Here is a 25,589-nt window from a genome sequence, read left to right on the forward strand (position 1 = left end):
GGGAAGGACCGGCTTCAATAGCTGGCGCCCGATTCGCCGTAGCGGCGGAGCACGTCCCGTGCCTCGTCCCGGCAGATGTCGCGGCGCACGGCAATGCCGCGACGCTCGAGCTCGCCGATCCAGTCGGCGGGCAGGGGGCCTTCGTCGAACGGCGTGAGCTCCTCGACATCTTCCGAGCGTGCGCCGATAAGCAGCTCGTCCACGCCCGCCCACACCGTGGCGCCGTAGCACTGGCAGCAAGGCTGCGAACTGGTGGCGAGGACGAACCGGCTGCCGTCTTCATTGAGGCGGAAGCGCTGCAGGCGTTGCTGCGCGGTCATGTACGCCATCATTTCCGCGTGGGCCACCGAACAGGCATGAGGCACCACGCGATTCACCCCCACGGCGACGATCCGGTCGTTGCCGTCGAACACCACGGCGCCGAAGGGACCGCCCGTCGCGAGGTCGATGTTGCGTCCGGATAGCTCGATGGCCAGGCCGACCTTGGCCTCGTCACCCGCATACGTGGCCGAGGTGTCCACGGCTTCATGGACCCAGGCGGGCAGGGTGAGATGGACCTGTGCGTACAGCATCAGGCCTGCTTCGCCCAGGAGTCGCGCAGCGTCACGACGCGGTTGAACACGGGCGTGCCGGCCGTGTGGTCGTGCATGTCGGCGACGAAGTAGCCGAGACGTTCGAACTGAAGCCGGTCCTCGCGCGCGGCGCCCGCGGCGGCCGGCTCCACGTAACCGTGGACGACGCGGCGCGAATGCGGGTTGATGTGGTCCTTGTAGGTCTTGCCGTCGCTGTCGTCGTCCGGGTCCGCGGCGTCGAACAGGCGGTCGTACAGGCGCACGATGGCGGGCACGGCGTCACGCGCACTGACCCAGTGAATGGTGCCCTTGATCTTGCGATCGGCACCCGGCATGCCGGTCCGGCTTTCGAGGTCGAGGGTGCAGCGCAGCTCGGTGATCTCGCCGTTCGCGTCCTTGACGACCTCGTCGCACTTGACGATCCCGACACCGCGCAGGCGCACTTCCCCCTCCGGCTTGAGGCGATGAAAGCCCTTCGGCGGCACTTCCGCGAAGTCCTCGCGTTCGATCCACAGCTCGGGCGAGAACGGAACGCTGCGTGTGCCGAAGCTCTCGTCCTTCGGATGGTTCGGGAAGGTGAGCTGCTCGTGGTGGGTCGCGTCGAGGTTGGTGATGACGAGCTTCACCGGGTCGATCACGGCAAGGCGGCGCGGCGCGACGGCGTCGAGATCCTCACGCACGGCGCCTTCGAGGACACTCATGTCGATCGTGCTGTTCTGCTTGCTGACACCGACGCGTTCCCAGAAGAGGCGGATGCCGGCGGCGGTGAAGCCCCGCCGGCGCACGCCGGCGATCGTCGGCATGCGCGGGTCGTCCCAGCCGTCGACGAGGTTTTCGGACACCAGGGTGATCAGCTTGCGCTTGCTCATCACCGTGTAGTTGAGGTTGCCGCGCGAGAACTCGATCTGGCGGGGTTTGCTGGGCGAGGTCGGCAGGCCGGCGTCGACCAGGGGCTGCCACAGTTCCGGATCGTGCGCGAGGTCGACCTTATCCACGCACCAGTCGTACAAGGGGCGATGGTCTTCGAATTCCAGCGTGCAGAGCGAATGGGTGATGCCTTCGAGCGCGTCCGAGAGCGAATGCGCGAAGTCGTACATCGGATAGATGGGCCATGCGTCGCCGGTGTTCTGGTGATGCACCTTGCGCACGCGGTACAGCGCCGGATCGCGCAGGTTGATGTTGCCCGCGGTCATGTCGATCTTCGCGCGGAGCGTCTTGCTGCCGTCGGCGAACTCACCCGCACGCATGCGCTGGAACAGGTCGAGGTTCTCCTCGACGCTGCGATCGCGGTAGGGCGAATTCCGGCCCGGCTCGGTCAGGGTGCCGCGGTACTCGCGCACTTCCTCGGCCGAGAGATCGTCCACATAGGCTACGCCCAGGCGGATCAGCTTGAGCGCCGAACGATAGAACACTTCGAAGTAGTCCGAGGCGTGGCGCAGCTCGGCCCACTCGAAGCCGAGCCATTTCACATCGCGCTGGATGGCATCGACGTACTCGACGTCTTCCTTCGACGGGTTGGTGTCGTCGAAGCGAAGGTTGCAGGTGCCGGCGAACTCGGTCGCGAGTCCGTAGTTCAGGCAGATGGACTTGGCGTGACCCAGGTGCAGATAGCCGTTGGGCTCAGGCGGGAAGCGGGTGTGGATCACCGTGTGCTTGCCGGAAGCCAGGTCCTCGCGGACGATCTGGCCGATGAAGTGCTGCTGCAGGACGGGCGTTTCGGTCGACATCGCAAAGGACTCGGAGGATGGGCACGGCAAACATCCGAGTTTACCTTAGGCGCGTAGCGCTTGCCGCCGGGCGGCCGCGCGGGTAGCTTCCTACCATGCGTATCGCCTATCACGCCGAATCCCTGATTGACGCCCATCTGGTTAAGAATGCACTCGAGCAGGCGGAGATTCCCGCCTTCATCGCGGGTGAATTTCTGACCGGTGCGGTCGGGCAGCTTCCTGCGCGGGACTTCCTCGCCGTCATGGTGCCCGAGGCGGCCGCGGAAGCGGCCGAGGCGATCGTCCGCGTCATCGACGGTCAACTTGCCGAGGCGCGAATCGCCGCGGCCTCCGACGACGATTTCGGCGCCGCCACCTTTCCGGCCTGAGCGCCGCGACACTTTCCAGGATCAATGCCATGCAGGCCCATGTTTCCAAGGCCATCACCGACCTTGTCCGCGACGTGCCCGACTTCCCGCGTCCGGGCATCATGTTCAAGGACATCACCCCCATGCTCGCCGACGCCGCGGCGTTCAGCGCCTGCATCGATGCGCTGTGCGCCCCATGGCACGGGCTAGGGATCGGCGCCGTCTGCGGTATCGAGTCGCGCGGCTTCATTTTCGGCGCGGCCATGGCGCGCGCGCTCAACGCCGGCTTCGTTCCGCTGCGCAAGGCCGGCAAGCTGCCGCCGCCGGTCGTGGGCGTCGATTATGGGCTGGAGTACGGCCACGACCGTCTGGAGATCGGCACCCAGGCCCTGTTGCCCGGCGAACGGGTCATCGTGGTCGATGACGTGCTGGCAACGGGCGGAACACTCGAGGCGGGTCGTCGCCTGGTCGAGAGGCTGGGCGCCGAAGTGGTCGGCGCCAGCGTCGTCATCGAACTCGCCGGCCTCCACGGCCGCTCGAAGTGGTCCGGTCCGGCCCCTCTCCACGCCCTGATCGGCGGCTGAGATCGGTGGCTGGCCTCAGTGGCCGGCTTCGTGGATGTCTTCGACGAGGACGATCTCGCAGCCGCCTGCGCCGGTGTCTTCGCGGGTGAGCGAGGTGTCCCAGTGCCAGCCGTCGTCGCGTTTGACGTCGACGAGGAAACCCTCGAAGTGGATCACTTCCCCCGGGCGCACATTGCCAAGCTCCCGGGCCACCGTGTCGTTGGCCGGGATCATGTGCATGTTGGCACTGGAGTCCTCGATCTCGTGCCGCGGGATCGGAAAGGTATCCGTGTACCAGAAGTAGAAGCGGTTGGACTGCGAAATCCTGATCTTGTCGAGCACCGCGGTATCCGACATCCGGCCCCAGCCCAGGGCCAGGTCGGTGGGAGCGATCGGCGCCAGATCGTCCAGCTGGTAGTCCTCGCGCGAGAGCACGCGGCCCGTCATGGCGAACTTCGCGCGAGGTTCCAGCGAGAAGCGGCCGCGCGCCAGCTGTGGCCCGGCGCCCAGATCCTGCTGGCTGGGTACCGTGCCCGCGACGATACCCGCCGCCGCATGCATGGGCCGCTTATGCCACCACGTGTACGCGCCCAGTCCGCAGAGCAGGAGCAGGACGATTAGCCAGACGCGCATGTATCAGGAAACCGTCAGGAGGATGGAAGGGCAACGGTTGGCGCGCCTTCCGGTTGACGTGTGGCGCATTCCCGGGCGTTGAACAGTTCGGCCGGAACGTCGCGGATCACCTCCGCGAGGGCGGTGAAGAACGGCGTCATGGCCGAGCTCTTGCGCCAGACCATCGCAATGCGACGGCTTGGCGCCGGGCTTTCGAACTCGATCAGTCGCACATTGCCCGACTGCGCCACGGGCGGCTTCACGGCGAGGATCGGCATCAGCGTGATGCCGACGTTGGCGGAAACCATCTGGCGTAGCGTCTCCAGGCTGGTGGCGCGGAAGCCGGTCTTCTCGCCCGCACCCGCCAGGTGGCAGACCTCGAGGGCCTGGTCGCGCAGGCAGTGGCCGTCTTCGAGCAGAAGCAGGTTCTGGTCGGCGAGGTCTTCCATCTTCAGGGATTGCCGCCCCGCGAGGGGGTGGTTGTCCGGCACGGCCAGCACGAACGGTTCTTCGAACAGGAACTCGACGTGCAGGGAATCGTCGTGCATCGGCAGGGCGAGGATGCCGGCGTCCAGCGTGCCCTCGCGCAGCATGCCGAGGATCTGCTCGGTTTTCTCTTCGCGCAGGAGCAGCTCCAGGCGAGGAAAGCGCTGGCGCAGGTGCGGAATGACGTGAGGTAACAGGTAGGGACCCAGGGTCGGGAAAATGCCCAGCCGGATCGTTCCGGACTCCGGATCACGGGTGCGCTGGGCGATCGACTTGATCTCGTCGACCTGCGAAAGGACCCCCCGGGCGCGCCGGGCGATCTCGCGACCGGTCTCGGTCAGCAGCACCTTGCGCGGCGTTCGCTCGACCAGGGCCACGCCCAGTTCGTCCTCCAGCTTGCGGATCTGGGTCGAAAGGGTCGGCTGGCTGACGAAGCTGGCCTCGGCCGCACGCCCGAAATGGCGGTGCTCGGCCAGGGCAACGAGGTAGGACAAGTCACGCAGGTTCATGGCGACGGGCTCGACTCGGAACGATAGGTCCAGCCTATCACAATGATGTCTACAATCGATTTGAGATATATGTTGCAGCGCGCTAATCTTGCCTTTCAGTCGCGGCGACATGAGCGCGCGCAGAGTTCATTCCACCCTCAACGGAGAGTCAAACGTGCTGAGCATTGGCGATAAGTTCCCCCAGTTCAACCTCAAGGCTGTCAACGGCGGCCCGCTCGCGAACAAGATCGAAGACGCGTTCATCGACGTCTCCGACAAGTCGTACGAGGGCAAGTGGAAGCTCGTTTTCTTCTACCCGAAGGACTTCACCTTCGTCTGCCCGACCGAGATCAAGGGTTTCAGCGATCTGAACGAGAAGTTTGCCGACCGTGACTGCCAGGTGCTGGCCGTGTCGACCGACTCCGAGTTCGTCCACCGCGCCTGGCGCATGGACCACGCCGACCTGAAGGACCTGCTGTTCCCGATGGTTGCGGACATCAAGAAGGACCTGACCTCGGCCCTCGGCATCCTGACCGACGAAGGCGTTGCCCAGCGCGCGACCTTCCTGGTCGATCCGAACGGCGAGATCCAGTTCGCCTACGTGACTGCCGGTTCCGTCGGCCGCAACCCGGACGAAGTGCTGCGCGTTCTCGACGCGCTGCAGACCGACGAGCTGTGCGCCTGCAACTGGAAGTCCGGCGACGAGACCCTGAAGGTCGCCTAAGGCAGCACCGGTCGTAAGTCCCGCGCCACAACGCTCCCTCCCCCGCGTGGCGCGGGCTACCCGAGAGGCGGTGAAGTTCGCTTCACCGCCTCTTTTCTAAGCCCCTTACCGCATCACCGACACGCCCTCACGTGTCCCGCGTGAACCGGCACCGCGTGTGCCGAGCCATTCCGCGCCTCATTCCCTATTCCAAGACAAGGTGCATCCCATGAGCGTCGCCGATCTTCGTAGCAAGCTTCCCGAATACGCCAAGGACCTCAAGCTCAACCTCGACTCCGTGTTGAGCGAAGCGGGAGCCCCGGGCCTCAACCTTGCCCAGATTTCCATGGTCGCCCTCGGCGCCGCGTTCTCGGCTCGCTACAAGCCGCTGACCGAAGCCATCGCCGCGTTCGCTGCCGAGCACGCCACGGCCGAACAGCTGACCGCCGCCAAGGGTTCGGCCGCGATCATGGGCATGAACAACATCTATTACCGCTTCCAGCACCTGGTCAGCCACCCGGAATACGCGACCATTCCGGCGAAGCTGCGCATGAACGTGATCGGTGCCTACAAAGGTGACGCCAAGAACGACTTCGAACTCGTCTCGCTGGCGGTCTCGGCCGTCAACGGCTGCGGCATGTGCATCGACTCGCACGACAAGGTGCTCCGTGACGGTGGCATCTCGGTGCAGGCGATTCAGAGCGCGGTGCGCATCGCTTCGGTGATCCACGGCGTCGCCGTGGTCCTTGAGCAGGCCGACGCCGCCGGCTGATTGCAGCGACACCTGTGCCTGTAGGAGCCGATTCATCGGCGATCCCGCGGCAGCGGGCCGATTTGTTGCAAGCACCCATCGCCAATGAATTGGCTCCTACGAAAGGCCGCGTTTAACGCGGCCTTTCTTCGTTCTGGGAGACGCTTCCCGAACCATCACCGGGAGGGTTGCGCCATGAGCTACGTCGACGGTTTCGTCTTACCCGTACCACTGGACCGCATGGACGAGTACAAGAAGATGGCCCGCAAGGCGGGCAAGATCTGGATGGAGTACGGCGCCCTGGCCTACAACGAATGCATCGCCGATGACGTCAAACCCGGCAAATCCACGTCGTTTCCGCAGTCCGTAAAGCTGAAGCCCGGCGAGACCGTGGTCTTCTCCTGGGTGGTCTACGAGAACAAGCGCGCACGCGACCGCGTCATGAAGAAAGTGATGGAAGATCCGCGACTTGCCGAGTTCATGGACCCCAAGAAGCTACCGTTCGACGGCAAGCGAATGTTCTTCGGCGGATTCAAGCCCATCGTCGAGCTTTGATGCTGCGGCGTCCGGAATGACGCGGCGCAGCGAGGACAGGGGTGCCTTCTGGCACTGTGTCGAAGGTCATCCCTGTTCGCAGGATGGGCGATTACCCACAGGGGAGTCCCACCCGCCATGCGTCGTTTCGTCCGTCCTCTCATCCTTACCGCGCTCGCCACCTGCTGTGGCGCCGCGTTCGCCGCCGGCACGGACGCCGCCGCGCCCCTCGGCCACCTGCCGACCTGGGCCCAGCCCGAAAACTACAAACTGGCCTTCAAGGTCGATCCGAAGCAGGAAAACTACTCCGGCTCGACCACGATCAAGATCAAGCTGAGCCAGGCCTCCGACTTCATCTGGCTGCACGGTAAGGACCTGACGGTATCCAAGGTCACCGTCACCGATGCCGCCGGCAAGAAGCATGTCGGTAAGTACAGCGTCGCCGCCGAGAAGGAAGGCGTCGCACGCATCGACCTCGGTGCGAAGCTCGATCCGCAGGAGATCACCCTCGCGATCGAATTCACTGCGCCGCTGAACAAGCAGTTGCAGGGCCTCTACAAGGTCTCGCACGAAGGCGTGCCTTACGCGATGACGCAGATGGAGCCGGTCTCCGCGCGTTACGCATTCCCGGGCTTCGACGAGCCGTCGTTCAAGGTGCCGTTCGATCTCAGCCTGACCATTCCGGCCGACGACCAGGGCGTGGCCAACACCGCGCAGGTCAAGGAAGAAAAAGCAGGCGCGGGCTGGAAGACGCTCACGTTCTCCACGACCAAGCCGCTGCCGACCTATCTCGTCGCGTTCGCTGTCGGCCCGTGGGACGTGGTCAAGGGTCCGGATATTTCGCCAACCGAATTCCGTACGACCGCCACGCCGCTACGCGGTATCGCTGCGAAGGGCGAAGGCCATCGCATGCAGCATGTGCTGGGCGAGACCAACTCGATCATCCATACGCTCGAGGACTACTACGGTTTTGGTTACCCGTACGACAAGCTCGACCTGCTCGCCGCGCCTGACTTCAGTGCCGGTGCCATGGAGAACGCGGGTCTGGTCACCTTCCGTGACTGGCTCCTTCTGATCGACCCGGATTCGGAGGCGAAGTACGTCCGCGGCTCGTTCAACGTCAACGCGCACGAACTGGCCCACCAGTGGACCGGCGACACCGTGACCATGGCGTGGTGGGACGATCTCTGGCTCAACGAAGCCTTCGCCACCTGGATGCAGCAGAAGGTCACCACCAAGGTTCACCCGGAGTACCGCGCCGATCTCGATCGCGTTCGCGGCGCACAGGGTGCGATGAACAACGACAGCCTCGTCAGCGCGCGCAAGATTCGCCAGCCGATCACCGGCAATGGCGACATCGAAACCGCGTTCGATGGCATCACCTACCAGAAGGGCGCCGCCGTTCTCGGCATGTTCGAAGGCTACGTGACTGATCCGGTCTTCCAGAAGGGCATGCGTGCCTATATCCAGAAGCACAAGTTCGCCAACGCGACGGCTGACGACCTGATCGATTCGATCGCCGAGGCGGCCGGACAGGGCGATGCGTTCAAGAACGCGTTCCGTAGCTTCCTCAACCAGTCGGGCGTGCCTTACGTCACCACCGAGGTGAAGGTCGAAGGCGGCAAGACCGTCCTGCATCTGACCCAGAGCCGTTACCTGCCGCTGGGCAGCACGGGCGACGCCAGCCGCGTCTGGGGCGTGCCGATGTGCGTGCGCTACGGCACCGCCGGCGGTGCGAACAAGGTCAAGTGCGAGCTGTTCGACCAGGCGACCGGCACCATGGTGCTCGACGATGCCGCCAAGGGCACGTGGGTGCTGCCGAATGCGAACGGTCGCGGCTATTACCGTTTCGCACAGAGCAAGACCGACCTCGCCGCACTGACCAAGGTGGTCGGTACGTTGAGCGACGCCGAGCAGCTGGCCTATACGGATGCCGTGCGCGCCGCCTTCCTTCACGGCGACCTCGATGCCGGCGACGTCCTCGCTGCGCTGAAGCCCGTCACGGCTTCGAAGACCCGCGAGGTCTTCACCGCACCGATGGCCACGTTCAGCTGGATCTTCAACAACGAAGCCACCACCGACGCCCAGCGTGACCACCTGCGCAAGTGGGCCGTCGCTGCGTACCTGCCGAAGCTCAAGGAACTGGGCTACCGCAAGAAGGCGGGTGAGGCGGACAACGACACGATCACCCGCACGACGCTCGCGGGCTTCCTCGGGGACGACGACATCGCTGCGCCGGAAGTCCGTGCCGAACTGCTCAAGCAGGGCGACGCCGCACTGAAGGTGAAGGACGGTCATCTCGACCTCGATGCCGCCGATCCCGACCTGCTCGCCGACTCGCTCGGTGTGGCCGTGCAGGAACGTGGCGCGCCCGCCATCGATGCATTGATTGCCGAGATCCCGAAGACCTCCGATCCGGCCAAGCGCAACGCGATGCTCTCGGGCCTGGCCAGCACCAAGGACGTGACGCAGTCGAACAAGGTGCGTGACTTCTCGCTGAGCAAGGACGTGAAGGTGGGCGAGATGGCCGCGCTGCTGCGTGGCAACCGTGACTCCGAAGCCGGCCGCAGCGAGCTGTGGACCTGGTACACCACGAACTACGACAAGATCGTGGCGCGTACTGGCAGCTTCGCGGGTGGCAAGCTCGTCACGATGGCCGCCGGTGGCAGCTGCTCCAAGGCCGAAGCCGATCGCATGAACGAGTTCTTCAAGCCGAAGCTTGCACAGGTGAGCGGTGCGGAACGCGATCTGGCCCAGACCAGTGAGTCGACCCTGCTGTGCGCAGCACTCAAGGCGAAGCAGGACCCGAAGGCGATCACGCGGTAATCGTCGTCGACGTGTAACACCGAAGGCCGGGCGAGAGATCGCCCGGCCTTTTTTTTGATCAGCGGATTTGCAGTGTGGCTCGCTGCGGGCTGCCGAAGCCGTTCGGCAACACCACGACCTCGAAGTTTCCCCCTTCGCGGCCACTGGCGTCCCAAGTGCTGCGATGGCCGATGATCGTTGCGCCGCGTGGGCACGGTCCCAGGCGGCCGCGGACGTTGCAGAGCGATTCGTACTTGACCTCGCGAAGAGGCGTTCCGAGCAGTCGTGCTTGTGCGCCGTGTCCGTAGCCGATTTCGTCGGTGATGATTTGAAGGACCGGACCACCGTGATCTCTCGCTGTCCATGATCCGCCCTGCGGTATGACTTCGGCCCCTCCCTTCGTCGACTTTACGGAGTGTACGTAGACCCGGGAAAGACTGTTGCCGGCGTGAGCGACGCCGATGCCAAGCATCAGACTTAATGTGCACGCAGTAAGGGCGAAACGCTTCATGAAATTATTCTCCTCAGGTCGAATGGACCGAGGGCATGATCTGCCTATCGCTCCAAGCGGATCGATGGCGCGAGGATGAATTCTGTGGAGGTTTGCGCCTCACCTGGGTGTGATTTCTTCTCTTGGTGGTCGCAGGCGTAGGGGGAGGCCGATGAGTCGTGACGTCCTTTGTCGCGACCTTGCTCGAGCATCTTTTGTCGTCAACCATTCTCTGCTCTCTTGATCGTCACCGATCAGGAGTAACGCACATGAAGGTTACGAGTTCAGCACTGACTACCCGGGCGTACGCGATGCCGACGTCAATGATTAAGAAGCCATCCAATGTATCTCTTGAGGCCAAGGCACACGGAAGTGTCGGTGCTTCGGAAGCGATCGACTTCTCGAATATCACGCCGCGGAAACTGCATGAGTATGTAGACGAACGGCTCATGAGCGGAGCGGTCGATGGCCCCGACGGACTGTATTGCACGACCCTTTTTGATTCGATACCCGCCGAGTGGTACGCCGAGCGACCAGACGTACCCATGGACCTGACAAAGACGATCGACAGCATGGCCGCCTTTGCCCACGACAATGGGTTCTCAAAGCTCGTGAACCTGTACGACGGCCTGATGGACTGGATGAAGATGATGGAGGTCCAGCCCGCCCATATCTCGGTGATCGCGTGATGCTCAGGCCGGTGCTGGGGCCGGGTGCCTATGCCGTCACAAGCACAACCTTGCGAACGCCGATCACGGCGCGTCCGTCAGTCCACGTAGCAGGGACACCGTTTTCGAAAGCCATCGACGTGGCGTCCGGTCGCGTCTATGGATCGAAGCCCCTGACGGCGTTCTACGTCGGCCTGACCGACCGCATGAAGCAGATGGGGGCACTACACCTCCCCATCTCGGTCGTCGCCTGATGCAAGCTGCCAGCAGCGAAAGCCGGGCGAGTGATTGCCCGGCTTTCTCCCTCCGGCTACTTGCTCGGAGCGACGGTGTTCGAGGCATCCATCGTCAGTCGAAGAGTGACGGCGCCTTTATTTGAGTAGTCACATACAACGAGGCCTGTGCCGCTGACGGATCCGCTCCCAGCGCTAAGGGTTTTCAGATCGGCCTTATGATTGTCGAATGCGGAGACAGAGCCTTTCCACGTCTTCCCGCCCTCTGTCGCGATGTAGTCCGTTCCCTCCTCATCCGTCCCGGCGTTCGAAATGCCCAGGTCCTTGATGTTGCTGGCGGCAGGACATGTAACGCCTGCGGCAGCGGCTTGCCCACATACGGCCAGCATCGCCATCATGGCGAACGAGTAGCCGCGAACATTCGTCATTCTCATTGCACGCTCCTGTGTTGGACAACGACACGGAAACCATACCTTGGTGGCGATGAGAAGAGCGCACGCGGTCGTTGCACCGCATATCCTGTTTTGCGAGACAAAGCCGTAACTTGAGTCTCCGGTGCCGTTTCAGCGGATCGATTGTTTGGCTGGCTGCCGTCGTTCCGCTCGCTGCGGCGGATGCGCTAACCTTGCCACATGCCCCCTCGCACACCTTTGCCGAGTCGACCCTCTCCCGCTACCGCACGCGATGTGGCGGAGGCGGCGGGCGTTTCGATCTCGGCGGTCTCGCGGACATTCACGCCCGGCGCCAGCGTGTCAGCGAAGACGCGCGAGCTCGTTACCGAGACCGCCGAACGCCTCGGCTATAAGCCGAACCGACTCGCGCGCAGCCTCATGACCGGGCGGACGGAGCTGATTGGGCTCGTCTCCAACCATTTCGCCAATCCGACGTTCATGGAAGTGTTCGACCTCTTTACCCGCGAACTTCAGGCGAGAGGTCTGAGGCCTTTGCTGGCAAACCTTGGTGAAGACGAGGATGGCAAGGCGGCGCTCGACATGCTGCAGCAGTACAACGTCGACGCTGTGCTGATCGCCACCTCGGCCCCGCCTGCAGGTTTCGCCGCGTCATGCCGCGCGGCGGGACTGCCGGTGCTTCACGTCTTCGGCCGAGCGGGGCGGTCGTCACCCGTCCCCGTGGCTACCGTCGACAATGTCGAGGGCGGACGTCTGGTAGCGCAAGCCATGCGCTCGCGCGGCCTGCGTCGTCTGGCCTTCCTCGGCGGTTCGGCGCACGATGCTTCGACGGTCGATCGGTGCAAAGGCTTCGCCGAAGTGGCGGGGTCGTCATTGCGGCAGACGCTGCACGCAGGCAATTACACGCATGAGCACGGCCGCGTGGCCATGCATGCGTTGCTCGACCGACATGACCGGCTTGACGGCGTCTTCTGCGGTGATGACGTGCTGGCGCTCGGTGCGATCGACGCCTGTCGCGAGCGTGGTGTCGATGTGCCCGGTGACGTCAGTATCGTCGGGTTCGATGATATGCCGCTGGCGGCCTGGGCTTCCTATTCGCTGACAACGGTGAGGCAGCCGATTCGCGACATGGTGTTGCATGCGATCGAGCGGATTGTTGCCTGGATGGAGGACCCTGAGGCGGTGCCGCGGAGTAAGTTGTTTGGTTGTGAGTTGGTGGTTCGGGGGAGTCTGCGCTAGGGGTGGCTGCTAATCGATACTGATCCAGCGGCGTTCGCGGTTCGATAGCAGGGCCGCCTCAATCACGCGGTCGACCTCGTAGCCATCGCGGAAGGTCGGCCAGATGGCTTCGCCGGTGGCCACGGCCTGCAGGAAATCCCGTGCTTCGATGACGATCTGGTCGTTGTAGCCGGTACCGTGACCGACGCCCTGATTGAAGGCGAGGTAGTCGGGATGAGCGGGGCCCATGAGCAGCTTCTGGAAGCCTCGTCGCGCCGGCTCTCGGGCGGCGTCGTAGAGCCAGAGGGCGTTCTGATCTTCCTGATCGAATGCTAGGGCGCCACGGGTGCCAGTGATGCGATACGTGTAGCCCATCTTTCGTCCGGCCGCCATGCGGCTGAAGCTGATGCTTCCCGTGGCGCCGTTGGCGAAGCGCAGCAGCATCTGTCCCTGGTCGTCGTTCTCGACGGCCTCCCATCCGTTCGGCCCATCCCGTCGCGAATGCACGATGTTCGTGTCGGCGACCAGACTGGCAATGGGCCCGACCAGCCGCAGGCAGGCATTCACGATGTGCGGCGCGACATCACCCAGCGCGCCGGCTTCCGTGCCCGTGGCTAGGCGTGTGCGCCATGAAGCGGGCAGGGCGGGGTCGTGCAGGTAATCCTCGACGTGTTCGGCGGTCACCTGGATCACGTCGCCGATCTCGTCCGAGGCGATGATCTGCCGGGCGAGCTGGCTGGCCGGCGTACGGATGTAGTTGAACCCGATCATGTTGACCAGTCCGGCGCGCTCGACCGCCTCGGTCATGCGTAGCGATTCGTCGGCGCTGGCCCCTAGCGGCTTCTCGCAGAACACCGGCTTCCCGGCGGCGATACAGGCCATGACCATGTGCAGATGGGTCCGTGGAGGCGTGGCGATCACCACGGCATCGACGCGGGGGTCGGCGACCAGTTCCCGCCAGTCGCCGGTCGACCGAAGCCAGCCCCAGCGCCGCGCGTGCTCCGCGGCGCCCTCGGCGGTCGATGTCGCGATCATCTCGCAAACCGGCCGCAGGGCTGTCTCGAAGATGGCGCCGACGCCCTGGAAGCCCACGGTGTGTGCTTTGCCCATGTATCCGGCGCCGATCAGGCCGATCCGTAGTTCGCTCATCGCTGGCTCGTCCTGGCATGTGAATACACCCGACTCTAGGGATGTTGCAGTGCAATTTGCAAGCGCTTGCAAAACGGCATAGCGTAGTTCCCGAACCGGCGCTTTCCCCGCCTAACCACGCCGCCGTCGCGGCAGGAGCCAGCCATGCATGCCTCCGCACATTCGTTTCCCCCTTCACCCACCCGCATTCGTGTGTTCACCGAGGACACCCTGGACACCGACGCCGTCGTGAGCGAACTGCTCGACGGCGTTGGCGCGGTCACGTTGCGTGGTTTATTCACGCCGGCGGAGATTGCCCAAGCGCGGGACATCGTCATGCGCGAATCCGACGCCGACGAGCGTGGCCGTAAGGTCACGCACTTCCAGGGCGATGCGGAGAAGGCGGGGCGGATCAATCTGCAACGTCGCGTCTGGAACCTTCTGGCCAAGGGCGAGATCTTCTCGCGGATGGCCGCGCATCCGGCGATCATGAAGGTGATGCGCGCCTTCATCGGCAGCGAGTTCATCATGGGTTCGATCGCGGCGAACCGCATCCTTCCCGGTGGTCCCGGGCAGGAGCCGCATATCGACTATCCCTACTGGGATTTCCATTCGCCGGAAACCCACCCGGCACGGATCAACGCAACGTTCCCGCTGAACGCGCAGGCGACGATCATGCTCGATCCGTTCACGGAAGAAACGGGCGCGACGGCTTTCGTACCGGGCACGCAGCGCGAGTTGCATTATCCCGATGAGAGCGACCGGTTCTTCGACCGCTGCGAACGGATGCTCGGCGAGCCTGGCGACACGGTCATCTTTTTCGGGGCCGTCTGGCATTGCGCCATGCCCAATCGCAGCAGCATCGATCGCTCGGCGATCATCACGCAGTACCTGCCGAAGTTCGTCAAACCGATGGAAGACATGCCTGCGGCGTTGCCGGCCGAGTTCGTGAAGAATGCGAGTGCGGATATACGTCAGTTGCTGGGTCTCAATTACCCGTATCCGGAAATCCTCGACGCGTCGCGCGGTGGCAATGCCGAGGGCCGCGATGCGATGAAAGCAAGGTAGATCGTGTGGCGATGTTTCTGTAGGAGCCGATTCATCGGCGATAGCGTGCTCGCGGCAACCTGGCCATCGCCGATGAATCGGCTCCTACAAGAGCGCGTCATTTCACCTGGGAGTGCTTGCGGATGAAGGCCACCACATCGTCCAGTACCGGCGCTTTGTGTTTGCCTGTGCCGAGGCCGAACAATACGCCCATGTGGCCGGTGTCCGGATAGAGCTTTACGTCGACCTGTTCGCCGCGTGCTTCGTAGTGCCTTTGCAGCGAGAGCGCGTTGGATGGCCTCACGGTGCCGTCGGTCTCGCCTTGCAACAACAGGGCGGGCGGTTCGTCGCCATCGACGAAGTTGACCGGTTGTGAACGTGCCTGCTCTTCCGGTGTGTGTCCGAACATGTCGATGAAGTCATCGCTGGTCAGAGGCAGGAAATCATACGGCCCCGCCAGCCCGATGAAGCCGGAAAGGTCGCGCGGCTTCATGCCGACTGCACCGAGCCAGTGTGCATCGGTCGCCAGCAGTGCCGCGATGTGTCCACCCGCCGAATGCCCCATCACGTAGAGATGCGATGCGTCGCCGCCGAACTCACTGGCGTGATCGTGCGTCCAACGCACGGCCTCTGCGCCGTCATGCATGAAGCCATCCAGGCGCACCTTCGGCCATTGCCGATAGTCCGGCACCACGGTGACGATACCTCGCGCGGCCAGCGCCTCACCCACCCATCGGTACCACTGGCGTTTGCCGCTCTTCCAGCTGCCGCCGTAGAAGAAGACGACCACCGGTGCGTTACGGGCGTCGGGCGGCGAGTACACGTCCAACGAGAGCCCATGGGAGGCATCGAACGTGATGTTCTGGTGCGCGACCGTTCCCGCTTGGGGTTGGCGCGCATTGACCACGCTGAACAGGGCGGACTGGCAGCCGCTGAGGAGAAGGGTGCCGAGGGTAACGAGGAAGAGTCGGGTCATGCCGATACCTTACGGAACCGGCGTGAAGGCGGATGCAGGTGGGGCCGGTATCAGTGTGAAGGGCCGCCCGAATAGCGATGGATGAAGGCCATGGTGTCGGCCAGTACCGGGGCCCTGCTCTTCAACGGACCGAACGCGAGAAGGAGCTTCTCATGTCCCAGGTTCGGGTAAAGCTTCAGTTCCACCGGTTCGCCCTGCTCGACGTAGCGCCCCTCGAGCGCGAGAGCCTCCGACGGGTAGACGATCGTGTCCTTTTCTCCCTGCAGCAGCAGGGCCGGCGGCTCGTCGCCGTCGACGAAGTTGATCGGTTGTGAGCGCGCCTCTTCCACGGGCGTCTGCCCGAACATGTCGTAAAACTCGGGCTCATCGAAGGGAATGAAGTCGTAAGTGCCTGCGACGCCGATGAAGCCAGCGAGGTCGCGTGGCTGCATGCCGACGGCGGCCAGCCATTGCTTGTCCATCGCCAGCATGGCGGCAATCTGCCCACCCGACGAATGGCCCATGACGAAGAGGTGGGAGGGATCCCCACCAAACTCGGTCGCGTGGTCATGTGCCCAGCGAACGGCTTCGGCGCCATCGTGCAGGAACCCGTCCAGTCGCGCCCGTGGCCACAGGCGGACATCGGCCACGATGGTCACCACGCCCTGGGCCGCCAGTGCTTCCCCCATCCAGCGGAACCACGACCGCTTGCCAGTCATCCAGCTGCCACCGTAGAAGTAGACGACAACCGGGGCATGGTCCGCGTGCGGCGGCGAGTAGACATCCACGGCCAGGGCGAGCGCCGTGTCGTAAGTGATGTTCCGGTGCGCCAGGACATGGTCGGAAGGCTGGCGCAGGTTCATCGTGCCGAAGAACGCGGCGCGGCATCCGCCGAGCAGCAGCACGAAAGAGAGAAGTAAGGCGCGACCGATCATCCGTCTAGTCTAGGCGAGGAGTGGATCGCATCGACGTTAGAATGGCCGCATGACCGACATTCGCACGATCCTGCGCCAGGCTGCCGAAGCACTCGGCGATCGACTAGAAGCCGAGCTGCTGCTGGCGCATACGCTGGGTGTGAACCGGGCATGGTTTTTCGCCCACGCGAGCGACCCGGCAGATGCGACGGCGGTTGAGCGTTTCGAGTCGCTCGTGCGGCGTCGTGTCGATGGCGAGCCTGTCGCCTACATCACGGGCACACGGGATTTCTGGTCTCTCACGCTGGAAGTGACGCCGGCCACGCTTATCCCGCGCCCGGAAACCGAGTTGCTGGTGGAGCTCGCGCTCGAGCGCCTACCGCAAGGGGGTCGGCTCGTCGACCTCGGCACCGGTAGCGGCGCCATTGCGCTGGCGATTGCGAAGGAGCGTCCGGATGCGACCGTGTTCGCCGTGGATGCGAGCGCGGATGCGCTTGCCGTGGCGCGCCGGAACGCACAGCGCCTGGGGCTCGAACGCGTGACGTTCGCCCAAGGCGACTGGCTGGCGCCGCTGGTTGGCGAGCACTTCGACCTGATCGTCAGCAATCCACCGTATATCGAATCCGACGACCATCATCTGCGCGAAGGCGACCTGCGCTTCGAACCGCTCTCCGCGCTGGCTTCGGGGGTGGACGGCCTGGACGATATCCGTCGCATTTCAGCCGCCTCGCTGCCCCTGCTTGCACCGGGCGGATGGCTGTTGCTTGAACATGGCTGGAATCAGGGCCAGGCAGTACGCGGCGTCCTTGAGGACGCCGGTTTCCTTAAAGTATTCACCGCCCAGGATCTGGAACAGCGTGACCGCGTCAGCGGCAGTCGCACGCTTTCCTGAGAGCTCGGCGCGGGATCAACCCGCGCTGGCTACCGCGCTTGCGACGTACTGCGGAAACCGCGTCACGATCGCATGTCGGATCTGCGGCAGGTCGAGGCCGGCCATCGTCAGTACTTCCTCGCGACTACCGTGTTCGAGATAGGCATCCGGAAGGCCCAGGTGGAACATCGGCAGGGTGACACCGTTAGCCGCGAGCAACTCGGCGACACCGGCACCGGCACCGCCGGCGATGGCGTTGTCCTCGATGGTGACGAAGGCCTTGTGCGTGCGCGCCATCTCGAGGATCAGTTCCTCGTCCAGCGGCTTCACGAAGCGCATGTTGATCAGCGTGGCATCCACCTCGGCAGCGATCACTGCGGCTGGCGCGAGCATGGTGCCGAAGGAGAGGATGGCCAGGCCGTGATGACCGCGGCGACGCACTTCGGCCTTGCCGATCGGGAAGGTTTCCAGCGCCTCGACCATCTTCGCGCCCGGACCGGTACCGCGCGGGTAACGGATGGCGGCCGGGCCGTTGTAGTGGAAGCCGGTGCTCAACATCGTCCGGCATTCGTGCTCGTCGGCCGGCGCCATGATCACCATGTTCGGCAGGCAACGCATGAAGGACAGATCGAAGCTCCCTGAATGCGTGGCGCCATCCGGGCCGACCACACCAGCGCGGTCGATGGCGAAGGTCACGTCGAGGTTCTGCAGGGCGACATCGTGGATGGCCTGGTCGTAGGCGCGCTGCAGGAAGGTGGAATAGATCGCCACCACCGGCTTCGCGCCTTCCACCGCCATGCCGGCAGCCAGCGTGACCGCGTGCTGCTCGGCAATACCCGCGTCGAAATAACGCTGAGGGTATTTCTTCGAGAAGTGGACGAGACCCGAACCTTCGCGCATCGCCGGCGTAATGCCGAGAAGACGTTCGTCGGTCGCGGCCATGTCGCACAGCCAGTCGCTGAAGATATCGGTGTACGTCGGCTTTGCCGGCGCACCTTTCTTGACGACGCCGGCAACAGGGTCGAACGGACCGACGGCGTGATATTCGATCGGACCTTTCTCGGCGGGCTCGTAGCCCTTGCCCTTGGTCGTCATCACATGGATGAGCTGCGGCCCGGGGAGGTCCTTGACCGTCTGGAGCGCCGTCACCAGCTGGGCCATGTTATGGCCGTCGATCGGGCCGGTGTAATGGAAGCCGAGCTCTTCGAACAGCGTGGAGGGCACGAACATGCCCTTGGCATGTTCTTCCCAGCGCTTGAAGAAGCGGCCGAAGAAGGACTCGCGCGGCATGGCTTTCTTTGCCCGCTCGCGCCAGGCATTGAGCGTGCGGCTGGACATGGCGCGGGCCATCATCTTGGTCATCGCGCCGACGTTTTCGCTGATCGACATGCCGTTGTCGTTGAGGATCACCAGCATGTTCGGCTCGATGTCGCCGCCATGGTTCAGGGCCTCGAAGGCCATGCCGGCGGTCATGGCACCATCGCCGATAACGGCGACGACCTTGCGGTTGTCACCCCGGCGCTGCAGCGCGATGGCCATGCCGAGGGCGGCCGAGATCGAGGTCGAGGAGTGGCCGACGCCGAAGGTGTCGTACTCACTCTCTTCGCGGCGCGGGAAAGGGGCGAGCCCGTCCTTCTTCTTGATCGTCGTGATCCGGTCGCGACGACCGGTGAGGATCTTGTGCGGATAGCACTGGTGGCCGACGTCCCAGACGAGGCGATCGCGCGGCGTGTCGAAGACGTGGTGCAGGGCGACCGTCAGTTCGACCACGCCCAGGCCCGCGCCGAAATGCCCGCCCGACGAGGCGACGGCCTCGATCAGATAGCGGCGCAGCTCGTCGGCGATCGCCGGCAGTTGGTCGTCCGGAAAGCGTCGGAGATCCTCCGGCGATTCGATCTGCGCCAGATATGGGTAGCGGGAGAGGTCGTTCATACGCCTATTGTTCGCCTACGGACGAGCCGGGGCAAGGGACGAGGCGTGAATGTTTGCGGGCAGTCCGGGGCGGATTCAGGCCGGACGGCGGTCCCGCGGCAGGTGACCGACCAGGAATTCCATCTGGTCGGCCAGGATATTGCGGTTGGAGAGGATCAGGTGCTCGACCCAGCTGGGCCGGTAAGGCACCGCCAAGAGGGGCATGTTGGCCTGCTGCGGGGTGCGGTTGCTCTTGCGCAGATTGCAGGCCAGACAGGCGCTTACGACGTTTTCCCACTCATCCGCGCCCTTCTTCGAAAGAGGGAGGACGTGGTCGCGGGTGAGCTCATGGCGGGTGTAGTGATGGCCGCAATACAGGCAGATGTGCCGGTCGCGGGCGAACAGGGCGGTATTGGTGAGGGCCGGTGCCGGGTCGATGGCGTGTTCGCGGCAATGGCCGGTGCTGGCGACGATCGGGTGGAGCTGGAGACTGCTCTGGAGTCCACTGGCGCGGCTGAGGCCGCCGTGGACGGTCAGACAGGGGTCGCCCAGCGTCCAGGCGACGACGCCACGAACGTACAGGCAGACGGCATCCTGCCAGCTGATCCAGTCCAGGATGCGGCCTGCAGCATCGAGGGAAAGTACCCGCGTCGTATTGAGCGCGGTCACCCTCGGCAGGTCGTCCTGAAGCACTTCCATCGTCATCGTGTCTCGTCCTTCACGTAAGCGAAAGAGCGTTCCAGCAAGCCGAACTCCGTGCGGATCGATGGTTTGATCCGACCCCACAAGGGGCGTTGACCCGAGCATAGCCCATTATTGCTACAGAAAAGCACCGCTGCGGCCCGCTTCTTGCGGGGCTGTCCGGGCCGCGAAGCGCTGATATAGTGAGCGTTCGATAGAGTCCCGACGGGTTTGGAAGGGGGGCCGGGGTGGCTTCCCAGGTCCGGCGGGTATAGAGGGTTTCACTGTGGCAGAAGTGCTTTTCTACGAGCGTCCGGTTCCGCTGAACCGCACCGCCCACCGCGACCTCCGCATCAAGGCGGTCAACAACATCCGTTTCGCCGCCGGCGCGCACTCCGTGCCGTTGACCGGCGTCGAGTTTGCGCCAGCCGCGCGTGACTTCCCGATCCTGTTCGCTGGCAACACCATCGAAGAAGCCGGCCCGATGGCCCTGCTTGGCCTGCGCCAGGGCGAGAACCTGCTCGTCGGCGAGAACGGTTTTTGGGAGTCGGGCCTGTACATTCCGGCTTTCGTCCGCCGCTACCCGTTCGTGCTGGCTGAAAAGCCGGTCGGCGCCGAGGGCGACGACTTCACCGTGTTTCTCGACGAGGCCTACGAAGGCTTCAACGAAACCGAAGGTGAGCGCCTGTTCAACGAGGACGGCACCGATGCTCCGGCCCTGACCAACGCCGTGAAGTTCCTCGGCGAGTTCCAGGACCATGTCGCCCGCACGCAGTGGTTCATGGGCAAGCTGCGCGAGCACAACCTGCTCGAGGAGCGCACCATCACCCTGCAGAAGGAAGGCAAGGGCATCAACCTCAACGGCCTGTTCGTGATCAACGAAGAGAAGCTGCGCACGCTGGATGAGAAGGTCGCCTACGAGTTCCTGCGCGAAGGCGCCTTCGGCTGGATCTACGCTCACCTGATCTCGCTGGCCAATATCGACCGCATGGCCGCGCGTCTGGATGCGCGTGAAGCCAAGGGCGAGCCGGCTACGGTCTGATCGATCCCCGCCGCGTGCGAATGAAAAGGCCACCCTCGGGTGGCCTTTTTCTTGGTTCTTCGCGGATTACCGGGGCCTGGCTGCTCGGATTTCGGGCGGGGCATTCTTTAGTACCTCGCGCATGGCTCGCCTTCGGCTTCGCGGGGCTCGGCTTTGCCGTCGCTCTGTACACTTGGGCGTCTCGCGGGGAGACCTTGGTGTCCACCCTCGCTGCTCAGACACGTCCTCCGCGTTTCGTAGCGGAAAGGCCGCTGCGCGGCCGTGTACTTATTTGGCCTACGGCCGCTCCACTTGTGCGGAACTCGCCTCGAGGGTGGACACCAAGGTCTCTCACGACAAGACGGTCAGCTGGACGGAGAGCCGTTGGGCGTGGGTGTTGCCGCCGAAGCTCGCCGTGACGGCCGTCCTGCTGGTAAGACCATTCCAGCTCGGTGACGCCGGTGCGCTGCCTCGCGCGGACGATCTCGACGGGCGCGCTGGGGTCGAACGTTTAGTGATGGCAATGCCGACGAGCCAGTAGCCGGAGCGGCGCTGCTCTGTCGGCTCGACCCACACGAACCTCAGGGATGGGAAGAGCCTTCGGTGCCCACCCTCGAGGCGAGTTCCGCACAAGTGGAGCGGCCGTAGGCCAAATAAGTACACGGCCGCGCAGCGGCCTTTCCGCTACGAAACGCGGAGGACGTGTCTGAGCAGCGAGGGTGGGCACCGAAGGCTCTGTGCCGCTACGTCTGACACCGAAGGCTCTGTGCCGCTACGTCCGAGCACCGAAGGCTCTGCGCCTCACCCCTCACGCAAGCGGCGGCGTGAGCCGCTCAGCGCACTGGCTTCGCCAGTCGCATCAGATCGGTGTCGAAGCCATGGGTCACATAAAGATCCCTGGCCTTCTCGTTGCCCGGGAGCACGGCCAGGGTGACGAACTGGCAGTGATGCTCCTTGGCCCAGGTGTCGGCGTACTCGAGCATGAACTTGCCCGCGCCCACGCCCTCGTATTTCTGGGCGACTGCGATGTTGGCGATATGGCAGTTATCGCGATGGGTGAAGAAGTCCTTGGTCTTTTGCAGCTGCAGGAAGCCTACCGCCTCGCCGTCCTCATTTTCGACGACGAAGATGTAGCTGTTGGGCGGCTGGTCGTCCAGGTGGTGAACGAGGTCGGCTTCGATGCCCTTCAGGCAATCGGTGCGCGTGCGGCCGTTGGGCAGCGGGAAGCTGATGAAACGGGGAACCAGATCGAGGATGAACTCATCGTCGTCGCTCTCGGCGAGACGGATCAGGAACGGGGAGTCGCTCATCGTATCGGGCACCGTCGCAGCTGAAGGATTCCGGAAAGAGTCTGTTTTCTACACCTTCACGCGGGCCGACGGAAGCCCCGGGGCGGGGCTTCTTTTATGTGGGAGCCGATTCATCGGCGATGGGTGCTTGCGGCAACCCTGCCCGCTGCCGCGGGATCGCCGATGAATCGGCTCCGACGGAGGTCGGATTAGAGGAGCTCGGGCAACGTCGCCACGCCGGCTTCGATCGCCGCCTTATGCACGTGGATGCGCGGCAGGATGCGGGTGAAGTAGAAGGTGGCGGTGTCGCGCTTGGCCTGTTTGTCGTTGGCCGAGAGGGCGGAGCCGCCGGCGGCCAGCACGCTGCGGGCCCAGAAATAGGCCAGGGTCACGTAGCCCGAGAAATACAGGTAATCCACAGCCGCGGCGCCGAGCTCTTCCGGGTTGGCCTGCGCACGCTGCGCGATGGCCTGGGTCACGTCGCCCCAGGTCTTGGTCGCCACGGCGAGCGGGCCGATGAAGGCCTTCACGGCATCGTTCTCTGCGTTGGCCTGGCAGAAGGCGGAGATTTCGTTGAGGAAATGCTTCAGGCCGGCGCCCTGCAACTGCATGATCTTGCGGCCGAGCAGGTCGAGCGCCTGGATGCCGGTCGTGCCTTCGTACAGCGTGATGATGCGCGCGTCACGGACGAACTGTTCCATGCCGTGCTCGGCAATGTAGCCGTGCCCACCGAAGATCTGCAGGGCTTCCTTGGTGCACTCCTGCGCAGCCTCGGTAAGGAGACCCTTGGCGATCGGAATCAGGAAGGAGAGCAGCTCGCCGGCGTTCTTGCGTGCCTGGGGATCCGCATCACGGGATTCGATGTCGCTTTGCAGCGCGGCGTATGCCGCCAGCACGCGGCCACCTTCGACGAAGGCGCGCTGGGTGAGCAACATGCGGCGGACGTCCGGATGCACGGTGAGCGGATCGGCCGGCTTGTCCGGGAATGCCGGACCGGTCAGCGCGCGCATCTGCAGGCGCTCGCGGGCGTAGTTGAGGCTGTTCTGCAGGGCCCGCTCGGACAGGGCCAGACCCTGGATGCCGACGGCGAGCCGAGCCGCATTCATCATGGTGAACATCGCCATGAGGCCCTTGTGCGCAGGCCCGATCAGCCAGCCTTCGGCGCCATCGAAGTTCATGACGCAGGTCGCCGAGCCCCTGATGCCCATCTTGTGTTCGATGGCGCCAGCGGCGACGGCGTTGCGCTCGCCAAGCGAGCCGTCCTTGTTCACCTTGAACTTGGGCACGATGATCATCGAGATGCCGCGGCTACCCGCCGGGGCATCGGGCAGACGAGCCAGTACGAGGTGGACGATGTTCTCCGCGAAGTCGTGCTCGCCCGCGCTGATGAAGATCTTGGTGCCGGTGACGCGATAGCTGCCATCGGCGTTGGGCTCGGCGCGTGTCTTGAGCAGGCCCAGATCCGAGCCCGCCTGCGGCTCGGTCAGGCACATGGAGCCCGTCCAGCGGCCTTCGACCAGCGGCTTGAGGAACGTTTCCTGCTGCCAGGCGTCGCCATGGTGGTCGAGCGCGTCAGTGGCACCGTGCGAAAGCAGCGGATAGATGCCCCAGGCCAGGTTGGCCGAGTCGATCATTTCCTTGGTCATCGCGCCGAGCACGGCGGGCAGGCCCTGGCCGCCGAACTTCTCGTGTGCCGTCAGGCCAGCCCAGCCGCCTTCGGCGTACTGGCGATAGGCTTCCTTGAAGCCCTTCGGCGTGGTCACCGTGGCGGTGGCCTTGTCGTAGTGACAGCCTTCCTGGTCACCCGAGGCATTCAGCGGTGCGAGCACCTGCTCATTGAAGCGCGCGGCTTCCTCCAGGACGGCGTCGAGCAGATCGCGCGTATGCGCCTCCCCACCCTCCAGACGACCGAGCACGGCATCGGCGCCGAGCACGTCGTAGAGGGCGAAGCGCATGTCGTTGAGGGGGGCTTTGTAGATCGTCATGGTGAATCCTGGCGAGGCGCGGCAAGCGCGGCTATGGAGTAATCAGGGAGAGCGGTAGGTGTCGGGTATGCCGGGCACGGGCGAGAGCCAGTTCTTGCCGTGCACGTCGAACGTGCGCGACTTATCCTCTTTCTCCGGCGTGGCCGAGATGCGGCCGTCGATGGCATAGGGCAGCGAGCCGCTGCTGCCCTTGGCGGCAAGGTCAGCCAGCGCTTTGGACATCTCAGCCGTGGGCAGGATGTCGATCACGGTCACGTCCGCAGCGAAAGAGGGAATGTCCTGGTCGATCTTCGCGTCGAGCAGAACGCCGCCCAGATCGCCCACGCGCAGCGTGCCCTGGAAGCGGTCGAATGACATGCCACCGTAGCTGTTGTTGCGCAGGCGGAGCGTCACATGCCACGTGCCGCCGGGCTTGGCGGCGACCTGCTGCAAGGTCACGGCCGGCGGATACACGCTTTTCTTCTCGGGCCCACAGGCCGCCAGAAGTGCGGTCACGGCAAGCAGCGCCGCGCGGAAAACAGTGGTGCGGAGGATCGAGGTCATTCCCTGGGATTCCGGCGTATGGGCGTCGAACAGTTGTTCGATGGTAGCGCTGGCCGGGCCATACGCGCGAGACGTGCGTTTGAAACGCGGTTCCCAAGCGCCGCACTAGCAGGCATCATCCGTTCTGACCTTTCTACGTGCCCTCCCATGACCCGACGCATCGCCGCCCGACGCTCTCCCATCCACGGAAACGGCGTTTTCGCCACCGCCGCCATCAAGGCCGGTGACGAAATCATCGAATACCAGGGCGATCGCATCACCCACGCCCAGGCCGACAAGAAGTACGGCGACGGTGGCGAGACCGGCCATACCTTCCTGTTCACCCTCAACGATCGCTTCATCGTCGACGGCAACAGCAACGGCAATACGGCTCGCTGGATCAACCACGGCTGCGACCCGAACTGCCAGGCGGTGATCGAGGAGGCGGTGGAAGGCAAGCCGTCGAAGAAGGACCGTGTGCTGATCGAAGCCATCCGCGACATCGCCCCCGGCGAAGAGCTGACCTACGACTACGGCATCACGCTGGACATGCCGCATACGGCTCGCCTGAAGAAGGTGTGGTCATGCCTGTGTGGCTCGCCGAAATGCATCGGGACCATGCTCAAGCCGAAGCGCAAAGCCGCCTGAGGCTAAGCCT

At 64.2% G+C, this 25,589-nt stretch carries 28 protein-coding genes; 14 read left to right on the forward strand and 14 right to left on the reverse strand.

The annotated features are described in order from the left end of the window. Window positions 1-14: 14 nt before the first annotated feature. Together HB634_RS10765 and HB634_RS10770 are read right to left on the reverse strand one after the other, a co-directional pair. Window positions 15-572, reverse strand: coding sequence for a nucleoside deaminase (locus tag HB634_RS10765; RefSeq protein WP_213948583.1), 558 nt, complete (start codon window positions 570-572; stop codon window positions 15-17). Then, window positions 572-2,299 (reverse strand): glutamine--tRNA ligase/YqeY domain fusion protein, encoded by a 1,728-nt coding sequence (locus tag HB634_RS10770; protein ID WP_213948584.1) that lies wholly within the window; start codon window positions 2,297-2,299, stop codon window positions 572-574. Before HB634_RS10770 ends, HB634_RS10765 begins: the two co-directional genes overlap by 1 nt. A gap of 95 nt (window positions 2,300-2,394) precedes the next feature. Between HB634_RS10770 and HB634_RS10775 the strand changes: the two genes are divergently transcribed. Next, window positions 2,395-2,667, forward strand: coding sequence for a DUF2007 domain-containing protein (locus HB634_RS10775; RefSeq protein ID WP_213948585.1), 273 nt, complete (start codon window positions 2,395-2,397; stop codon window positions 2,665-2,667). 29 nt (window positions 2,668-2,696) lie between these two features. Next, window positions 2,697-3,230 (forward strand): adenine phosphoribosyltransferase, encoded by a 534-nt coding sequence (locus HB634_RS10780; RefSeq protein ID WP_213948586.1) that lies wholly within the window; start codon window positions 2,697-2,699, stop codon window positions 3,228-3,230. A gap of 15 nt (window positions 3,231-3,245) precedes the next feature. Here the strand turns inward: HB634_RS10780 and HB634_RS10785 are convergent, their stop codons facing one another. Together HB634_RS10785 and oxyR are read right to left on the reverse strand one after the other, a co-directional pair. After that, window positions 3,246-3,842: a hypothetical protein gene (locus HB634_RS10785; protein ID WP_213948587.1), complete on the reverse strand. Its 597-nt coding sequence runs from the start codon at window positions 3,840-3,842 to the stop codon at window positions 3,246-3,248. 14 nt (window positions 3,843-3,856) lie between these two features. Beyond that, complete coding sequence (gene oxyR, locus HB634_RS10790; protein ID WP_213948588.1) at window positions 3,857-4,816, reverse strand: DNA-binding transcriptional regulator OxyR; 960 nt, start codon at window positions 4,814-4,816, stop codon at window positions 3,857-3,859. 154 nt (window positions 4,817-4,970) lie between these two features. Between oxyR and HB634_RS10795 the strand changes: the two genes are divergently transcribed. From HB634_RS10795 to HB634_RS10810, 4 genes are all read left to right on the forward strand, one after another. Continuing rightward, on the forward strand, window positions 4,971-5,519 hold the full coding sequence (locus tag HB634_RS10795) for a peroxiredoxin (RefSeq protein WP_063573275.1): 549 nt from the start codon (window positions 4,971-4,973) through the stop codon (window positions 5,517-5,519). Window positions 5,520-5,727: 208 nt separating this feature from the next. Next, window positions 5,728-6,270, forward strand: coding sequence for a carboxymuconolactone decarboxylase family protein (locus tag HB634_RS10800; protein ID WP_063573276.1), 543 nt, complete (start codon window positions 5,728-5,730; stop codon window positions 6,268-6,270). 174 nt (window positions 6,271-6,444) lie between these two features. Next, on the forward strand, window positions 6,445-6,804 hold the full coding sequence (locus tag HB634_RS10805; RefSeq protein WP_063573277.1) for a DUF1428 domain-containing protein: 360 nt from the start codon (window positions 6,445-6,447) through the stop codon (window positions 6,802-6,804). 117 nt (window positions 6,805-6,921) lie between these two features. Beyond that, window positions 6,922-9,609 (forward strand): M1 family metallopeptidase, encoded by a 2,688-nt coding sequence (locus tag HB634_RS10810; protein WP_213948589.1) that lies wholly within the window; start codon window positions 6,922-6,924, stop codon window positions 9,607-9,609. Window positions 9,610-9,667: 58 nt separating this feature from the next. Here HB634_RS10810 and HB634_RS10815 read toward each other — a convergent pair whose 3' ends face one another. Beyond that, complete coding sequence (locus tag HB634_RS10815; protein ID WP_082878942.1) at window positions 9,668-10,099, reverse strand: DUF4879 domain-containing protein; 432 nt, start codon at window positions 10,097-10,099, stop codon at window positions 9,668-9,670. A gap of 248 nt (window positions 10,100-10,347) precedes the next feature. On the opposite strand from HB634_RS10815, the gene HB634_RS10820 reads away from it, so the two are divergent. Together HB634_RS10820 and HB634_RS10825 are read left to right on the forward strand one after the other, a co-directional pair. Further along, entirely contained in the window at window positions 10,348-10,767 is a 420-nt protein-coding gene (locus HB634_RS10820) for a hypothetical protein (protein ID WP_213948590.1), read from the forward strand. Further along, complete coding sequence (locus HB634_RS10825) at window positions 10,764-11,000, forward strand: hypothetical protein (RefSeq protein WP_157503894.1); 237 nt, start codon at window positions 10,764-10,766, stop codon at window positions 10,998-11,000. Before HB634_RS10820 ends, HB634_RS10825 begins: the two co-directional genes overlap by 4 nt. Before the next feature lie 56 nt (window positions 11,001-11,056). On the opposite strand, the gene HB634_RS10830 is transcribed toward HB634_RS10825, so the two are convergent. Beyond that, entirely contained in the window at window positions 11,057-11,407 is a 351-nt protein-coding gene (locus HB634_RS10830; RefSeq protein ID WP_213948591.1) for a hypothetical protein, read from the reverse strand. A gap of 258 nt (window positions 11,408-11,665) precedes the next feature. Here HB634_RS10830 and HB634_RS10835 point away from each other — a divergent pair, with 258 nt between their 5' ends. After that, on the forward strand, window positions 11,666-12,628 hold the full coding sequence (locus HB634_RS10835) for a LacI family DNA-binding transcriptional regulator (RefSeq protein WP_213948592.1): 963 nt from the start codon (window positions 11,666-11,668) through the stop codon (window positions 12,626-12,628). A gap of 9 nt (window positions 12,629-12,637) precedes the next feature. Here the strand turns inward: HB634_RS10835 and HB634_RS10840 are convergent, their stop codons facing one another. Further along, window positions 12,638-13,756 (reverse strand): Gfo/Idh/MocA family oxidoreductase, encoded by a 1,119-nt coding sequence (locus tag HB634_RS10840; RefSeq protein ID WP_063571096.1) that lies wholly within the window; start codon window positions 13,754-13,756, stop codon window positions 12,638-12,640. Window positions 13,757-13,900: 144 nt separating this feature from the next. On the opposite strand from HB634_RS10840, the gene HB634_RS10845 reads away from it, so the two are divergent. Further along, window positions 13,901-14,803: a phytanoyl-CoA dioxygenase family protein gene (locus tag HB634_RS10845; protein WP_213948593.1), complete on the forward strand. Its 903-nt coding sequence runs from the start codon at window positions 13,901-13,903 to the stop codon at window positions 14,801-14,803. 97 nt (window positions 14,804-14,900) lie between these two features. Here the strand turns inward: HB634_RS10845 and HB634_RS10850 are convergent, their stop codons facing one another. Continuing rightward, window positions 14,901-15,758, reverse strand: coding sequence for an alpha/beta hydrolase (locus HB634_RS10850; RefSeq protein ID WP_063571097.1), 858 nt, complete (start codon window positions 15,756-15,758; stop codon window positions 14,901-14,903). 50 nt (window positions 15,759-15,808) lie between these two features. Further along, window positions 15,809-16,672 carry an alpha/beta hydrolase gene (locus HB634_RS10855; protein WP_063571098.1) on the reverse strand — a complete coding sequence of 288 codons (864 nt, stop codon included), beginning with the start codon at window positions 16,670-16,672 and terminating at the stop codon, window positions 15,809-15,811. Between the two features lie 49 nt (window positions 16,673-16,721). On the opposite strand from HB634_RS10855, the gene prmC reads away from it, so the two are divergent. Next, window positions 16,722-17,543: a peptide chain release factor N(5)-glutamine methyltransferase gene (gene prmC, locus HB634_RS10860; protein ID WP_063571099.1), complete on the forward strand. Its 822-nt coding sequence runs from the start codon at window positions 16,722-16,724 to the stop codon at window positions 17,541-17,543. A 15-nt stretch (window positions 17,544-17,558) separates the two neighbouring features. Here the strand turns inward: prmC and dxs are convergent, their stop codons facing one another. Further along, entirely contained in the window at window positions 17,559-19,454 is a 1,896-nt protein-coding gene (gene dxs / locus HB634_RS10865; RefSeq protein ID WP_063571100.1) for a 1-deoxy-D-xylulose-5-phosphate synthase, read from the reverse strand. A 75-nt stretch (window positions 19,455-19,529) separates the two neighbouring features. Next, window positions 19,530-20,132 (reverse strand): HNH endonuclease, encoded by a 603-nt coding sequence (locus HB634_RS10870; protein WP_157503897.1) that lies wholly within the window; start codon window positions 20,130-20,132, stop codon window positions 19,530-19,532. Between the two features lie 268 nt (window positions 20,133-20,400). Between HB634_RS10870 and HB634_RS10875 the strand changes: the two genes are divergently transcribed. Together HB634_RS10875 and HB634_RS10880 are read left to right on the forward strand one after the other, a co-directional pair. After that, window positions 20,401-21,156 (forward strand): SapC family protein, encoded by a 756-nt coding sequence (locus HB634_RS10875; RefSeq protein ID WP_063571102.1) that lies wholly within the window; start codon window positions 20,401-20,403, stop codon window positions 21,154-21,156. A gap of 313 nt (window positions 21,157-21,469) precedes the next feature. Next, the gene (locus tag HB634_RS10880; protein WP_157503896.1) at window positions 21,470-21,676 is read left to right on the forward strand and encodes a hypothetical protein; all 207 of its coding nucleotides are present in this window, start codon (window positions 21,470-21,472) and stop codon (window positions 21,674-21,676) included. 292 nt (window positions 21,677-21,968) lie between these two features. Here HB634_RS10880 and HB634_RS10885 read toward each other — a convergent pair whose 3' ends face one another. The 3 genes from HB634_RS10885 to HB634_RS10895 all read right to left on the reverse strand — a co-directional run bounded on the left by HB634_RS10885 (window position 21,969) and on the right by HB634_RS10895 (window position 24,952). Beyond that, the gene (locus tag HB634_RS10885; protein WP_213948594.1) at window positions 21,969-22,445 is read right to left on the reverse strand and encodes a GNAT family N-acetyltransferase; all 477 of its coding nucleotides are present in this window, start codon (window positions 22,443-22,445) and stop codon (window positions 21,969-21,971) included. Window positions 22,446-22,633: 188 nt separating this feature from the next. Then, window positions 22,634-24,409 carry an acyl-CoA dehydrogenase C-terminal domain-containing protein gene (locus tag HB634_RS10890; RefSeq protein ID WP_063573116.1) on the reverse strand — a complete coding sequence of 592 codons (1,776 nt, stop codon included), beginning with the start codon at window positions 24,407-24,409 and terminating at the stop codon, window positions 22,634-22,636. Window positions 24,410-24,451: 42 nt separating this feature from the next. Next, window positions 24,452-24,952, reverse strand: a complete 501-nt coding sequence (locus HB634_RS10895) for a hypothetical protein (protein WP_213948595.1) — start codon at window positions 24,950-24,952, stop codon at window positions 24,452-24,454. 147 nt (window positions 24,953-25,099) lie between these two features. On the opposite strand from HB634_RS10895, the gene HB634_RS10900 reads away from it, so the two are divergent. Next, window positions 25,100-25,579 (forward strand): SET domain-containing protein-lysine N-methyltransferase, encoded by a 480-nt coding sequence (locus HB634_RS10900; protein ID WP_213948596.1) that lies wholly within the window; start codon window positions 25,100-25,102, stop codon window positions 25,577-25,579. Window positions 25,580-25,589 lie beyond the last annotated feature (10 nt).

It is taken from the genome of Luteibacter sp. dw_328 (genome assembly GCF_018449605.1).
In the GTDB taxonomy this organism is placed as follows: domain Bacteria; phylum Pseudomonadota; class Gammaproteobacteria; order Xanthomonadales; family Rhodanobacteraceae; genus Luteibacter.